This window comes from Actinosynnema sp. NPDC049800 (genome assembly GCF_040656635.1).
Classification (GTDB): domain Bacteria; phylum Actinomycetota; class Actinomycetes; order Mycobacteriales; family Pseudonocardiaceae; genus Actinosynnema.
In genome coordinates this window covers 58,008-71,590 of the sequence record NZ_JBFAMT010000038.1, presented here as the reverse complement: position 1 = coordinate 71,590, position 13,583 = coordinate 58,008, and the positions used below count along the sequence as shown (strand labels likewise).

13 protein-coding genes are annotated in these 13,583 nt (G+C 71.8%); 2 read left to right on the top strand and 11 right to left on the bottom strand.

The window, feature by feature from the left end; genetic code table 11:
* Position 1: 1 nt before the first annotated feature.
* From AB0I91_RS31540 to AB0I91_RS31510, 7 genes are all read right to left on the bottom strand, one after another.
* Positions 2 to 280, bottom strand: coding sequence for a hypothetical protein (locus AB0I91_RS31540; RefSeq protein ID WP_499640228.1), 279 nt, complete (start codon positions 278 to 280; stop codon positions 2 to 4).
* A 205-nt stretch (positions 281 to 485) separates the two neighbouring features.
* Complete coding sequence (locus AB0I91_RS31535) at positions 486 to 1,628, bottom strand: N-acetylmuramoyl-L-alanine amidase (protein ID WP_498771386.1); 1,143 nt, start codon at positions 1,626 to 1,628, stop codon at positions 486 to 488.
* A gap of 170 nt (positions 1,629 to 1,798) precedes the next feature.
* Positions 1,799 to 2,125, bottom strand: coding sequence for a thioredoxin (gene trxA / locus AB0I91_RS31530; protein WP_498771388.1), 327 nt, complete (start codon positions 2,123 to 2,125; stop codon positions 1,799 to 1,801).
* A gap of 29 nt (positions 2,126 to 2,154) precedes the next feature.
* Positions 2,155 to 3,153, bottom strand: a complete 999-nt coding sequence (gene trxB, locus AB0I91_RS31525) for a thioredoxin-disulfide reductase (protein ID WP_498771390.1) — start codon at positions 3,151 to 3,153, stop codon at positions 2,155 to 2,157.
* Positions 3,154 to 3,269: 116 nt separating this feature from the next.
* Positions 3,270 to 4,028 (bottom strand): RsmA family anti-sigma factor, encoded by a 759-nt coding sequence (locus tag AB0I91_RS31520; RefSeq protein ID WP_498771392.1) that lies wholly within the window; start codon positions 4,026 to 4,028, stop codon positions 3,270 to 3,272.
* Entirely contained in the window at positions 4,025 to 4,642 is a 618-nt protein-coding gene (gene sigM / locus AB0I91_RS31515; RefSeq protein WP_053714533.1) for an RNA polymerase sigma factor SigM, read from the bottom strand. Before sigM ends, AB0I91_RS31520 begins: the two co-directional genes overlap by 4 nt.
* A gap of 92 nt (positions 4,643 to 4,734) precedes the next feature.
* The gene (locus tag AB0I91_RS31510; protein ID WP_498771394.1) at positions 4,735 to 5,109 is read right to left on the bottom strand and encodes a VOC family protein; all 375 of its coding nucleotides are present in this window, start codon (positions 5,107 to 5,109) and stop codon (positions 4,735 to 4,737) included.
* 256 nt (positions 5,110 to 5,365) lie between these two features.
* Here AB0I91_RS31510 and AB0I91_RS31505 point away from each other — a divergent pair, with 256 nt between their 5' ends.
* On the top strand, positions 5,366 to 6,004 hold the full coding sequence (locus AB0I91_RS31505) for a TetR/AcrR family transcriptional regulator (RefSeq protein WP_499607659.1): 639 nt from the start codon (positions 5,366 to 5,368) through the stop codon (positions 6,002 to 6,004).
* 3 nt (positions 6,005 to 6,007) lie between these two features.
* On the opposite strand, the gene AB0I91_RS31500 is transcribed toward AB0I91_RS31505, so the two are convergent.
* The 4 genes from AB0I91_RS31500 to AB0I91_RS31485 are packed head-to-tail and all read right to left on the bottom strand — an operon-like array spanning position 6,008 to position 11,982.
* Positions 6,008 to 7,537 carry a protein kinase family protein gene (locus AB0I91_RS31500; RefSeq protein ID WP_498771398.1) on the bottom strand — a complete coding sequence of 510 codons (1,530 nt, stop codon included), beginning with the start codon at positions 7,535 to 7,537 and terminating at the stop codon, positions 6,008 to 6,010.
* A 37-nt stretch (positions 7,538 to 7,574) separates the two neighbouring features.
* Positions 7,575 to 9,188: a murein biosynthesis integral membrane protein MurJ gene (murJ, locus tag AB0I91_RS31495; RefSeq protein WP_498771400.1), complete on the bottom strand. Its 1,614-nt coding sequence runs from the start codon at positions 9,186 to 9,188 to the stop codon at positions 7,575 to 7,577.
* A 14-nt stretch (positions 9,189 to 9,202) separates the two neighbouring features.
* Positions 9,203 to 11,467, bottom strand: a complete 2,265-nt coding sequence (locus AB0I91_RS31490; RefSeq protein ID WP_499640226.1) for a DUF6049 family protein — start codon at positions 11,465 to 11,467, stop codon at positions 9,203 to 9,205.
* Positions 11,464 to 11,982 carry an NUDIX hydrolase gene (locus AB0I91_RS31485; RefSeq protein WP_123744843.1) on the bottom strand — a complete coding sequence of 173 codons (519 nt, stop codon included), beginning with the start codon at positions 11,980 to 11,982 and terminating at the stop codon, positions 11,464 to 11,466. The genes AB0I91_RS31490 and AB0I91_RS31485 overlap by 4 nt, the downstream gene beginning before the upstream one ends.
* A gap of 111 nt (positions 11,983 to 12,093) precedes the next feature.
* On the opposite strand from AB0I91_RS31485, the gene AB0I91_RS31480 reads away from it, so the two are divergent.
* Entirely contained in the window at positions 12,094 to 13,557 is a 1,464-nt protein-coding gene (locus AB0I91_RS31480) for a CCA tRNA nucleotidyltransferase (protein WP_499640236.1), read from the top strand.
* Positions 13,558 to 13,583: the final 26 nt, after the last annotated feature.

Here is a 13,583-nt window from a genome sequence, read left to right as displayed (position 1 = left end):
GCTACTCCGTCGCCTTCGGGTGCCCTGTGCCGGCCGCCACGACCCACACGATGCACCTGTCCGGGTCGGGGCAGAACCAGATCCGCCCACCGGCAGTGACCTCGTACTGCCGCTGAACGAGCGGTCGCCCGGCGAGCACGATCCACGCCTCCCGGACGTTCGATCGGGCGGCTTGGCGGAGTTCTTCCCAGCCCTTGGCCGCCTCGGACGTGGCGAAGCGCGCTTCCCAGTGTCCGGGGCGGCCGGGCGGCGCGACCCGATCACCTCGTTTCGCGGGCACGCCGTCAACTCCCGGCAGGGGCGGGGACGGGGCCGGAGTCGTCGTTCAGCGGGCCGGAGAGTCGATCCGCGAGGGTCGGGTCCGCGTGGATCGCGGCGGTGCTCTGCCACGCCCGTGCCGCCGCGACCGAGCCTCCGCGGCGGACCGCACCCGGTCCTCACGGGTGAGGATCAGGTCCACGCCGTCACGGCGGCGGACCCTGACGTCAGCGGAGCTTGCCGGTGGCCACCTCGTGCCGCAGCAGGTCGTCCATGGTGAACGTGCCGGTCGGCTGGTCGTCCTTGCCCAGCAGGTACAGGCGCTTCACCGCGACCAGGATGCCCTCGGCGACCACGTCGCGGAACGACGGGTTGGCCAGCCGCTGCCGGTCGCCCGCGTTGGTCAGGTAGCCGACCTCGACGCGGACCGCCGTGCAGCGGGTCATCCGGAGCATGTCCCACGTCTTCGGGTGCGTGCGGCAGTCGAGCATGCCGGTGCGCGCGACGATCTCGCGCTGGATGAACCCCGCCAGCGCCTCGCCGACCGTGGACGACGTGCCGTTGCCCGTACCGAAGTGGAACGTCGCCACGCCGGAGGCCAGGGGCGAGGAGTTGCGGTCGGTGTGCAGGGACAGGATCAGGTCGGCGCCCGCCTCGTTGGCGAACCGGGCCCGTTCGCCCTCGTCCGGGTTGTGGTTCGGCCCCCGCGTGAGCAGGGCCTCCATGCCGGTGGCGGCCATCTTGCCCTCGAGCAGCCTGGCCAGGTCGAGCATGACGTCGGCCTCGGACACGCCGTCGACCACGACACCGCGGTCCTCGCCGCCGTGACCGGGGTCGATGATGATGCGCTTGCCGGACAGCCTCGGCCCGGCCCGGCGGACCCGCTCCTGCTCGCGCAGGAACACCGGTCGGCCGCCGCGCACCTTGGGCTGCAGCTGGCGCAGCGCGCGGACCGTGTCGGGGCCGCACATGCCGTCGACGATCAGGCCGTAGTCGCGTTGGAAGCTCCGCAACGCCAGCTCGGTCTGGTGACCGAACTCGCCGTTGGCCCGGCCGGCGTCGTAACCCAGCTCCAGCAGGCGCTCCTGCAACGCGAACACGTCGTCACCGGTCACCGGCTGCGCCATGAGGAACGCGAGCGGGCGGTCGCCGAGCCGGTACGTCGCGTCGCGCAGGGCGCGGTAGGTGGCGGGGCCGACGACACCGTCGGTGATGAGACCCCGCTGCTGCTGGAACGCGCGCACCGCGTGCTCGACCGGCAGGTCGAACACCTGGGACGGCTGCGGATCGGACAGCAGACCGAGCTTCGTCAGCGTTGCCCTGACCTCGGCGACGTCCGGACCGAAATCCCCGCGGCGGAGTAGCAGCATGCACCCCTCGCTCACTAAGGCGCCGACATCCGTCGACGCGAACTTGACGACCTATTGTGCCTTGCTCGCGCCGATGCCACGGACGGGGCTACTGCGAGTGGTTGCGAGTCCACAAACGAGTGACCCGCCCATCTCCTCTGAAGACGGACGGGTCACTTGATCGGTTGCGCTCAGAGGACGTCGGAGAGGTCCTTGAGCAGCGCGGCCTTCGGCTTGGCGCCGACGATCTGCTTCACCGGCTTGCCGTTCTGGAACAGGATCATCGTCGGCACCGACATGATCTGGTAGTCCCGCGCGATCGACGGGTTGGCGTCGATGTCGAGCTTCGCGATGGTGATCTTGTCGGGGTTCTCGGCGGCGATCTCCTCGAGCACCGGGGCGACCATCTTGCACGGGCCGCACCAGGTCGCCCAGAAGTCGACCAGAACCGGCTTGTCGCTGGTCAGGACGTCATCGACGAACGTCTTGTCGGAGGTGACCACGGGGGTGCCTGCCATGTCGTGTTTCTCCCTCGGAAAAGGTGGGTTCAGCTGGTGGAGACGGGCTCGCCGTAGCCGCCGCCGACGTGCTCGGCGGTGACGGCTGCCTCCGTGGTCCCGTGTTCGGCGAGCCAGCGCTCCGCGTCGATCGCGGCGGCGCAGCCCGACCCGGCGGCGGTGATCGCCTGGCGGTAGGTGTGGTCGACGAGGTCGCCCGCGGCGAACACCCCGTCCACGTTCGTGTGAGTCGTGCGGCCGACGACCTGGACGTAGCCCTCGCCGTCCAGCTCGACCTGGCCCTTGACCAGTTCGCTGCGGGGGTCGTGGCCGATGGCGACGAAGAAGCCCGTGAACGGGTGCTCGGTCACCTCACCGGTGCGGGTGTCGCGGGTCTTCACGCCGGACACGGAGCCCGCGTCCTGGCCCAGCACCTCGACGACCTCGGCGTTCAGCAGCCACTTGATCTTCTCGTTGGCCCGCGCGCGCTCCAGCATGATCTTGGAGGCGCGGAACTCCTCACGGCGGTGGATGACCGTGACGGACCGGGCGAACTTGGTGAGGAACGTCGCCTCCTCCATCGCCGAGTCGCCGCCGCCGATCACCGCGATGTCCTGGTCGCGGAAGAAGAAGCCGTCGCACGTGGCGCAGGCCGACACGCCGCGGCCGAGCAGCTCCTGCTCACCGGGAACGTGCAGGTAGCGCGCCGCGGCGCCCATGGCGAGGACCACCGAACGGGCGGCGTACCGCTTGCCGTTCGCGGTGACGTACTTCACCGGGCCGTCGAGCTCGAGCTGCTCGACGTCCTCCGCGCGCAGCTCGGCGCCGAAGCGCTTCGCCTGCTCCCGCATCTGCTCCATGAGGTCGGGGCCCATGATGCCGTCGCGGAAACCGGGGTAGTTCTCGACTTCGGTCGTGGTCATCAGCGCGCCGCCGTACTGCGAGCCCTCGAACACCAGTGGTTCGAGCTGGGCACGCGCCGCGTAGACCGCCGCGGTGTACCCGGCGGGCCCCGATCCCACGACGATCAGGTTCCGAACGTCCGACACCCTCGACCTCCGTTAGTCGCTCCCGGGCCCGGATCACCCGGCCCGGCTCTTCGCACAACGGATCGTAGGGTGCGGTAATTCCGCCCCGTCGAGGTGAGTTGGGCTACGCGGCCCGGCTACGGCTCGATCGTGCTGTTCGCCAGGACGCCGTCGGGGTTGTCCGGGCCGCAGGTCTGGGGGTCGACCACCACGATCCGGTACGCGCCGGGGGCGCCCGCGGGCAGGATCGCCATCACGGCCGGCTTGTCGTCCAGCGTGATGGGGCTGACCCCGAGCGGCTTGCCCGCGGTGATGTTCGCCCCGCGCAGGCAGTCGGCCAGCTGCTCCTGGTTCTCCAGCGGTCCGTAGTTCTGCGCCTTGAGCACGTCGCCGAACACCGGGCCGAAGTTCTCGCCGCGCACGGCGGGCATCCGGTCGGTGCTGCCGGGCGGCACGGCGCTGCCCGTGACCGGCGCGTTCGTGGTCTTGTCCTGCTGCGCGACGTTGTCACCGGCGGTGTTGTCCCCGGGCAGCGTCACCACGGCGACGCCGACGGCGACCGCGGCCGCCGCGAGCAGCCCCGCGCCCCAGCCGAGGCGCTTGGCGCGACGGGCCTTGGCCTGCGCGAAGTCGACCACCGGCGCGACCGGGCGCGCCTCCTCGGCGAGGGCGGCGTCGATCCGCTCGGCCACGTGGCGCGGCATGGGGATCGGCGGCAGGTTGTGCAGGTCGTCGAGCGTCGCGTCGAGGGCGGCGAGGATCTCGCGGGCCTCGGGGTCGTTCTCGACCAGTGGCCGCAACTCGGCCTCGGTCCGCGGGTCCAGAGCCCCCGCGTGCAGATCAGCCAGCAGGTCGACGGACCACGGCGGCCCTGAACGCCGCGCATTGCCGGTCATCGTTCCTCCAACTGACGTCCCTGTTGCACCTGCACATCGTTCATTGGGACGTTCGCATCTGCACTCTGGTTCCGGAGGTGTCCCAGAACTTTGGCGAGCTTGGCACGCCCGCGGGCGCACCTCGACTTCACGGTGCCCTCCGCGATGCCCAGCAGCTGCGCCGTTTCGGCCACCGAGTAGCCCTCCACGTCGACCAGCACGATCGGGGCGCGCTGCTCTTCCGGCAGCTCGTTGAGGGCGGCCTGGACGACCAGGCGGGTCTCGCGCTCGGCCATCGCGTCCCTGGGCGCCACGGGCTCGCCGGGGCCTGCCTCGGGGAGGGGGACGGTCGGCCTGGTTTGTCGCCTGCGCATCCGGTCCAGGCAGGCGTTCACGACTATTCGGTGCAGCCAGGTCGTGACCTGGGACTCGGCCCGGAAGCTGGCCGCTGCCCGGAAGGCGGAGATGAACGCCTCCTGCAGCGCGTCCGCGGCCTCCTCGGGGTCGCGCAGCGTGCGCAGCGCGACGGCCCACATGCGATCTCGGTGCCTGCGCACGAGCTCGGAGAAGGCGTGCGGATCACCGGCGGCGTGCGCAGTGATGAGGTCTGCGTCCGAGCTGGCTGCGGCGGTCACGCCGGGAGCCTATCGGGCCTGGGCAACCCCGCTCCGTTCACCTGCACGGGCGAGTGCCTCGGGTACCGGCACTCGCCCGCCGCGACCGCGCGTCACAACTTCACCCATTCGACGAGCTGGACGATGACGCCGTTCGGGTCGGTCACCTGGAACAGGCGCTCACCCCACGGTTCCTCGCGCAGCGGCATGGTGATCCCGACGCCCGCCGCGCGGAGCCGGTCGTGCTCCGCGGCCAGGTCGGCGACCGTGAAGGCGACGATCAGCCCGGCGGCGCGCTGGTCGCGGAAGCCCTCGGGCAGCACCTCGGTGCCGCGGCGCAGCAGGACGAGGTCGACCGCGTCGTCGTGGGCCAGCGACGCGAACCCGTCGGCGGCCATCTGCTCGGTGTAGCCGAAGTGGGCGGTGAAGAAGTCGCTGGACGCGGTGACGTCGTCGACGTTCAGCGACAGCGTGGACTTGGTGATCAAGCGGGTCTCCTCGGGTGTGAGTCGTGCGCGGGTCAGTACGAGCGGCGGCGCGGCACGCCCGGTGCCCGCGTCGGCCTGGTCGGTTGGTGCTTGCCGCCGAACGGCTGGTGGTTGATCCGGACCGGGCGGCGGCCCTGGTGCTCTCGTCGCAAGGTGTCTCCTCCGTTGTGCTTGCTACGAGCGTAATTATAGTCCGGTGGTACGAAACGTCAAGAGGAAGTTTGCCCCCGACGTAAAACTCTGCCAGGCTAGGCCCATGACCAGCACCAACACCGGCCTGCGCGAGCAGAAGAAGCAGGAGACGCGGCAGGCGATCTCCGACCACGCCACCCGGCTGTTCATCGAGCGGGGGTTCGAGGAGACGACCATCGCCGACATCGCCGACGCGGCGCGGGTGGCCAAGAAGACCGTCACGAACTACTTCGCGCGCAAGGAGGACCTGGCCCTCGACCAGCACGAGGAGTTCACCGCCGGCCTCGCCCGCACGGTCGTCGAACGCGCGGTCGGCGAGTCGGCGCTGGCCGCGCTGCGCACCGCGTTCCTCCAGGCCGCGGCCCGGCACGACCCGGTGATCGGGTTCTCCGGCCTGCCGTTCGCCCGGATGATCGTCGACAGCCCCACCCTCACCGCCCGCCTGCGCGAACTGCACGAGGCCCGCGAGGAGGCACTGGCCGCCGCCCTCGCCGAGGCCACCGGCGCCGAGCCCGACGACATCACGCCGAGGGCCGCCGCCACCCAGCTCGGCGGCGCGAACCGGCTGTTGTTCGGTGAGGTGCTCCGGCTGACCGTCGAGGGTCACGACAACGACCACATCGCGGCCACCGTGGCGCGGTCCGCACGGCGCGTCTTCGACCTGCTGGAACCGGCGCTGGGCGACTACGCGACCCGCGCCTGAGGGCTACTGCGCGCGGGTGTAGACGAGCTCCGCGATCTCGGAGCGGTTGTTCTTGCCGCTGCCCGAGAGCTTCGTGATCCACACCAGCAGGTGCTGGGTCGGGTCGTGGTCGGTCAGCTGGATCTGGGTCTGCCCCGGCGACAGGGTCGCGGTCGCGATGACCTTCGTCTCCGGCAGCGGCGCGCCCGGCGCGCCCGCGACGCGGATCTCCACCACCGTGCCCTCGCTCGGCGACGTGATCGTCACCGACGACAGCTTCACCGGTTCGGCGAAGCCCGCCATCAGCCCGATGCCCGGCTTGAGCGCCGGGAACGGCTGGAAGTAGTTCTCCGTCTGCCACACCGTGGTCGGGTTGTTGTCGACCGCGCGGTTGGCCCGGTTGGCGTTGTCGGGCTGGTTGGTCGCGTCGTACACGCCGATGGACGCGGGCTGCACGGGACCGGCGGGCTGGGGCGCGGGCGGCGCGGGCTGGCCGCTCTGCCCCGGCGTGGTGGACTGGCCGATCACCACGGTCGGCCCTCCACCCCCGGTCGGCTCGTCGCTGAAGAAGCTCACGATCTGCACGCCGAGCCAGACGATCACGGCGAGCGTCGCGACCGCGAGCACGGCCACGCTGATCATCAGCTTCCGCTTGCGGTCCTTGTCGCGGACCGGCCGTTGGGTGGTCCACACCGCGCCGTCGTCCGCCGCGTCCTCCTGGACCGGCTGGATCAGCGCGGTCTGGGCCTCGGACTGGGCGATCTGGTCGAGCACCTGCAGGATCGCCGCGCTGGTCCGGATGCCGCCGACGCTGGTGTCCTCCAGGCTGCGCACGGCGACCGACGACAGCTCGTGCGGCACGTACGGGTGCAGCGCGCTCGGCGCGAGCACGGAGCCGTCCGGGCCCGTCGGCGCGGCGGGCACGCCGTCCGGACCGTTCGGCAGCGCCCACTTGCCGGTCAGCAGCAGGTACAGGATCGCGCCGAGGCCCTTGACGTCGTCGCGGGCGATCGCGTCCGGCCGGGGTCCGGGGAACGCGAGCCGCAGCCTGCCGTCCGCCGTCACCCGGATGCGCTGCGGGTGGTCCGCGCCGAGCACGAGACCGGCGTGGTGCGCGCCCTCGATCGCCGCGCCCAGCGGCTCGAGCAGCCGCGTCGCGGCGCCGGCGGGCAGCGGCCCTTCGGCGACCAGGTCCAGCAGGTCGGTGCCCTGGGTCCACTCGGCGACGATCACGCCGAGGATGCCCTCGTCGAGCCTGATCCCGGCGCCCGGCGTCAACACGTCGATCACCCGGGAAACGCCCGGGTGGGTGAAGCTGGCGGCGTGCATCGCGCGTTCGGCGGTCCGCTTGGCCCGCGCCGCGGCGGCGTGGTCGGCCGGGTCGCCCACCAGGACGGTCAGCGCCACGTCCCGGTTGAGCTGCCCGTCCCTGGCCCGCCACAGGTGCGCGTCGCACCGCCGGTCCACACCGGACCGGGCCAGCAGCCGGTACCGGCCGTCGCCGATCACCCCGCCGGGCACCAGCGAGGCGTTCTGGATCGGACCGCTGCTCACGGGGCCGAGGGTACGTGACCGCGTGGTGTCACAGGTGTCATCGCCGACCCACCAAACGACTGATCTTGCCGATCGCGGGCTTCACTTCGGGTACCCGGAACAGCGCCAGCAGCAGGAAGCTCAACGGCAGCCCGACGACCGCCTGGATCACCACTTCGACCCAGGCACCCGCCACGGGGGACTCGATTCCCACCACCCGGACGGCGAGCCACGCGAGCCCGGTCGCTGCTCCGAACGCGATCGCGGACGCCACGACCGTGAGGCAGATCGTCCACGCTGTGTAACCGGTGCGCAGCCGGCCGAGCCGCAGCCGCAGCCACAGCTGCCCGACCAGGGCGCCGACCACGAAGCTCAGCGACATCGCGATCGACACGCCGACCGCCAGCTTGTCCGGCGGCGAGATCGCCAGGAACCCGTACAGCAGCCCGATCCGCACCACCACGATGATCGCCTGGATGATCGTGGGCGTCCGGGCGTCCTTCAACGCGTAGAAGACCCTCAGCTGCAACAACGTGATCGCGTACGGCACCAGCCCGAACGCCGACAGCGCGAGCGCCGTGCCGATCGCCTCGCCGCCACCGACGCCGGACCGGCCGTGGGCGAACAGCGCCAGGCCGATCGACACGCCGGACACCGTCATCAACGCGCTGAACGGCATCAGCAGGATCGACGACATCCGGTTGCCGAACGCCAGGTCGCCGACCAGCGCGTCGGTGTCGTGCGCCGCCGCCGCGCGGCTCATCTTCGGCATCAACGCGGTCAGCAGCGACACGCCGAGCACCCCGTAGGGCACCTGGGCGATCAACCACTGCATGTTGTAGACCGTGATGGCGCCGTCGTGGTGCGTGGCGACCTTCGTCAGCACGACCATGCTGGCGAAGCCGAGCGCCACGTACAGCAGCACCCAGAACGCCAGCCCGCCGAACTCCGACAGCCGCCGGTCCCAGCCCCACCGCCACCGGAACCGGAACCCGGTCCGGCGCAGCGCGGGCACCAGCACCGACGCCTGCAACGCCACGCCGAGCATCGTGCCCAGGCCCAGGACCAGCAGCTTCGGCTCGCCCATCCGCACGGGGTCCAGCGAGATCTCGCCCGGCATCAGCCAGTAGACGACCAGCGTCAGGATCACCACGAGGTTGTTCAGCACCGGCGCCCACGTGGGCAGGCCGAACACGTGCCGGGTGTTGAGCACCGCGCCGATCAGCGCGGACAGCCCGTAGAACACGATGCCCGGCAGCACCAGGTAGGCGAACGCGGTGACCAGCTCGGGCTTGGCCTCGGGCGAGTCGATGAACAGCGCGGTCAGCAGCGGCGCGCAGGCGACGGCGATGATCGTGCCGACGCCGAGGATCACCGTGGACATCGTGATCATCCACTGCGCGTAGGACTCGCCGCGGTCGCCGTCCTCCTTCTCGGCGCGCACCAGCAGCGGGATCGCCACGCTGGTCAGCACGCCGCCGAGCAGCAGCTCGTTGATCATCGTGGGCAGCGTGGTGGCGACCTGGTAGGAGTCGTTGAGCGCGTCGACGCCGAGGATCGTGATCAGCAGCAGCTTGGACAGCAGCCCGGAGGCGCGGCTGACGATCGTGGCGATGGCCATCGAGCCGCCGGCGCGCGCCAGCGACGGGCCCTGCGACTGCTCCTGCGTCACCGTTGTTGTTCCGCTCAACTCGTGCTCGACCTCTCCGGCGGCGTGACCCCACTCGCGTCGTTCGGCACCTGCGCGGAGGCGGCCCGGGCGGCGCGCACCCGACGGTAGATGCGCCTGGCGGACAGCAGCACCAGCGCGGCGCCCGCCAGACCGGTGATGACGACCGTGATCGTCCCGTACGCCGAGGACGACACCTCCAGCCGAGCCCGTTCGCCCAGCTCGACGCCACTGGTGGTGACCAGGCGGATGTGCACCGGGAACCGCCCGGACCGCTGCACCTCCACCGGCACCCGCACCAGCCGGTCGCCGCGCGCGGGCAGCTCGATGTCGGTCAGGTCCCTGGCCACGATGCCCGGCGTGTCCTCGATCACGATCCGCACCGTGATCCGCACGTCGAGCCGGTTCTTGATGGACAGCGGGATGGGGCTGTCGCCCGAGCCGAGCAGGATCGGGCTGTTCGGCTCGGTCACCGTGACCTGGCCGCGCAAGCCGTCGATCTGCTCGCGGCCCGCCGCCAGCGCGGCCCGCGCGCCGTCCTCGTTGCCGCGCCACGCGCCCGACACCGCGCGCAGCAGCGCCAGCCGCAGCGGGTCGATCAGGTCGCCCACCTCGGCGGACGCCGCGTCCGGCTGGCTCATCGACTCCGACAGCTGCTGCAACCGGGCCCACGACTCGGCCACCGAGGCGGTCACCGACGGCGGCACCTCGCGGGCGCCGGCCTCGACCGGGTAGCTCAGCGCGGCGGTCTGCTCGGGCGGCACCGCCAGCAGGGACTCCAGGCCGACGGGGGTCGCGAACCCGTCCGCGACCAGGGACTTCGCCGCGCGCAGGAGCGTGTCGACCTCGCCGGTCGGGGCGTTCCACCGGCGTGGCGGCGCGATGACCACGTGCTGGCCGGTGTTCTGGAACCCGGCCCGGAACGTGAGCGCGGCCAGCGCGTTCTGCACCGACACCGGCCGGGTCTCGCTGGGCGTGGTCACGCCCGCGACCGGCCTGGTCGTCGCCGCGCCGTACAACGCGTCGGACACCATGCCGTCGACGCGCACCGCCGTGACCGGCTTGCCCTCGGCCACGTCGAACCGGACCGGTCCCGTGCCGGGGGTGCCGGCGACGGCCGACTGGTCGAGTACCAGGGACGTGACGCCCCGATTGGTCAGGTCCGCCAGCGTCGGCTGGTCGAGCACGCCGTCCTCGGGCCAGGTCAGGCCCTGCGTCGGCTGCACCCCGAGGACGTCGCGGACCACCTCGGCGCCGTTGAGCGCGAGGTCGGTGAGGCCGGCGAGCTGGGCGCGGGACAGCGCGACGAGGTCGGCGTCCGCGTCCGGCAGCGCGATCACGCACCGGCCGGCGACCAGCAGGCGCAACCGGTCGCGCCACAGCTCGGCCGCGCTCTTGCCCTTGCCCGCGCCCTGGCCGCGCACCTCGTAGCCCTGGGTCATCGCCTCGACGGTGCGCAGCAGGTCGGGGTCGACGGCCAGGCACACGCCGGTGCCCAACGGGCCGGTCAGCGCCGACTCGTAGGCCATGAGCAGGCCGTAGAGCCTGCCGCCCATGGCCAGCGAGCCCGCCAGCTCGTCGTCGGTGAGCACGGTCGGGTTGGCGGTGAGGACGCGCGGCCGGTCGGCCAGCGGCCACAGCAGGGTGAGCTTGGCCGGGTTCGCGGGCGGGGACGGCGCCTGCCCGCCGGGCATCGCGAGCACCGGCAGCAGGGTGCTCAGCGCGGCCAGCCGGGCCCGCCCGCCGTAGGCCGGGACGCCGTTGATGTTGGCCAGGATCGGGTAGATGCCCGGTTCGGTGATGCGCAGCGAGGTCGGGCCCGTGCCGCGCAGGGGCACGGTGAGCTGGAACGGCTTCGACTCGTTCTGCTCGAGGCGGTCGGTGACGGGGGTGAAGTTCGGCTGGACGAACTCGGCGTCGGTCGGCTCGCGCAGCGCCTCGCGGACCTCGTCCTCGCCGGTCAGCGGCTGACCGCGTTCCAGGCGCAGCTCGATGTCCTCGATCGGCCGGTCGCCGACGTTGACCACCTTGCCGGAGATGGTGATCGAGTCCGGCCCGTCCGCGGTGATCACCCGGGGGGTCATCTCCTCGACGTCCAGGCGCAGCCACACCTGCGACTGCTGGCCCGGTTGGCTGGACAGCGCCCTGGTCGCCCACACCTGCGTGGCGGGCGCCGGTCGCACGGGCAGCCGCCCGCTGTCGGCGGGCGCGGCGGGCGCCGCGGACGCCGTCGTCACGAGGAGGACCCCCGCCGCCGCTAGTGCGGACAGCAGCCGTTTCACGCGGACTCCGCTCCGTCCGTCTGGTACTCGGAGAGCAGTTCGGCGGCTCGGCGCACGAGTCGACGCTCGTCCGCGTAGGCGAGCCGGTCGTCCAGCTCGCCAAGGGGCACCCACGCCACCTCGGTGACCTCCACGTCTTCGTCGGAAAGCTCGCCGCCCAGCGCTTCCAGGAGGAAGTGGTGGACGGTCTTGTGCACCCGCCGGTCCTCGGCGACGAACCAGTAGTCGATCGAGCCGAGCGGGCGCAGGACCTTGCTATGAATACCGGTCTCCTCGGCGACCTCGCGCACCGCGGTCTGTTCCGCGGTCTCACCGGCCTCGATGTGACCCTTCGGCAACGACCACAACAGCCTGCCGCGCCGGTCGAGCCGCCCGATGATCGCGGCGACGTGCTGCTCGAAGTCGAGCACCAGTCCACCCGCCGAGGTCTCGTCGACGGTCTTCAGCCGCCGACCGCGACGCCGGTTCCGGCGCCTCGGCTTGGGACCGCCGGAGCGACCGGACGACTGGGGCATGCCCTGATGGTAGTGGCGACCAGCGGGTACCGGACGTGACCGCCCGGTGGCGGGCGGTGATCGACCGCCGGGCAACTCGTTCGAGCCGCACGCCGCCGACCAGTAGGCTGGCTGCTCGTGTCCGGACCCATCGCCTCCACCACCACTTCTCCTGGGCAGGACAATGCCGTGGTGGAACTGCTGAGCTCGCTCCCCGTCGCCGACGACCTGGCCGCCCGCTTCGCCGCGGCCGGTCATCGCCTGTACCTGGTGGGCGGCAGCGTGCGGGACGCCGTGCTCGGCCGGCTGTCCGGCGACCTCGACTTCACCACCGACGCCCGGCCGCCGCAGATCATGGCGCTGCTCAAGGGCTGGGCGGACGCGATCTGGGACACCGGCATCGCCTTCGGCACCGTCGGCGCGACCAAGCACGGGCAGACCGTCGAGGTCACCACGTTCCGCGCGGACAGCTACGACGGCGTCACCCGCAACCCCGAGGTGACCTTCGGCGACAGCATCGAGGGCGACCTGGTGCGCCGCGACTTCACCGTCAACGCGATGGCCTACGACGTGGTGAACCGGCAGCTCATCGACCCGACCGGCGGGCGCGAGGCGCTGCGGGCCAAGACCCTGGACACCCCCGCGACGCCGCAGGAGTCGTTCTCCGACGACCCGCTGCGGATGCTGCGCGCGGCCCGGTTCGTGTCCCAGCTGGGCTTCACCGTCGCGCCACGCGTGCTCGACGCCATGTCGGCCATGGCGGGCGAGCTGACCCGCATCACCGCCGAACGCGTGCAGGTCGAGGTGTCCAAGCTGCTCACGGGCGCGCACCCGCGGGCGGGCGTGGAGCTGATGGTCGAGGCGAAGCTCGCCGACGTGGTGCTGCCCGAGCTGCCCGCGATGAAGCTGGAGATCGACGAGCACCACCAGCACAAGGACGTGTTCCACCACTCGCTCGTCGTGCTCGACCAGGCCATCGACCTGGAGGACGGCCCGGAGCCGGACCTCGTGCTGCGGCTGGCCGCGTTGCTGCACGACATCGGCAAGCCGGACACCCGGCGGTTCGAGGAGGGCGGCGGGGTGTCGTTCCACCACCACGAGGTGGTCGGCGCGAAGATGGTCCGCAAGCGTTTGCGCGCGCTGAAGTACTCGAAGGAGATCGTCGAGGACGTCGCCCAGCTCGTGTACCTCCACCTGCGGTTCCACGGCTACGGCAGCGGCGAGTGGACCGACTCGGCGGTGCGCCGGTACGTCACCGACGCCGAGCACCTGCTCCCCCGCCTGCACAAGCTGGTCCGCGCCGACTGCACCACGCGCAACCGGCGCAAGGCCAACGCGCTGCAGCGGACGTACGACGACCTGGAGCGCCGCATCGAGCGGATCGCCGCCGAGGAGGACCTCAAGCGGGTCCGGCCGGACCTCGACGGCAACGAGATCATGCGGCTGCTGGGCCTGCCACCGGGGCCGGTGGTCGGCAAGGCGTGGAAGTTCCTCAAGGAGCTGCGCCTGGACCGCGGCCCGCTGGAGCACGACGAGGCGGTCGCCGAGCTGCTCGAGTGGGCGCGCGCGGAGGGCGTCCGGCCGCCTGGTGACTGACACCAAGTGACCAATCTCCGACTTCG

Bases quoted from the DNA above. Each gene is read 5' to 3' on its own strand.
- AB0I91_RS31520 (WP_498771392.1), bottom strand. From the start codon at position 4,028: ATGACCGGCAATGCGCGGCGTTCAGGGCCGCCGTGGTCCGTCGACCTG.
- trxA (WP_498771388.1), bottom strand. From the start codon at position 2,125: ATGGCAGGCACCCCCGTGGTCACCTCCGACAAGACGTTCGTCGATGAC.
- AB0I91_RS31485 (WP_123744843.1), bottom strand. From the start codon at position 11,982: ATGCCCCAGTCGTCCGGTCGCTCCGGCGGTCCCAAGCCGAGGCGCCGG.
- AB0I91_RS31535 (WP_498771386.1), bottom strand. From the start codon at position 1,628: ATGCTGCTACTCCGCCGCGGGGATTTCGGTCCGGACGTCGCCGAGGTC.
- AB0I91_RS31505 (WP_499607659.1), top strand. From the start codon at position 5,366: ATGACCAGCACCAACACCGGCCTGCGCGAGCAGAAGAAGCAGGAGACG.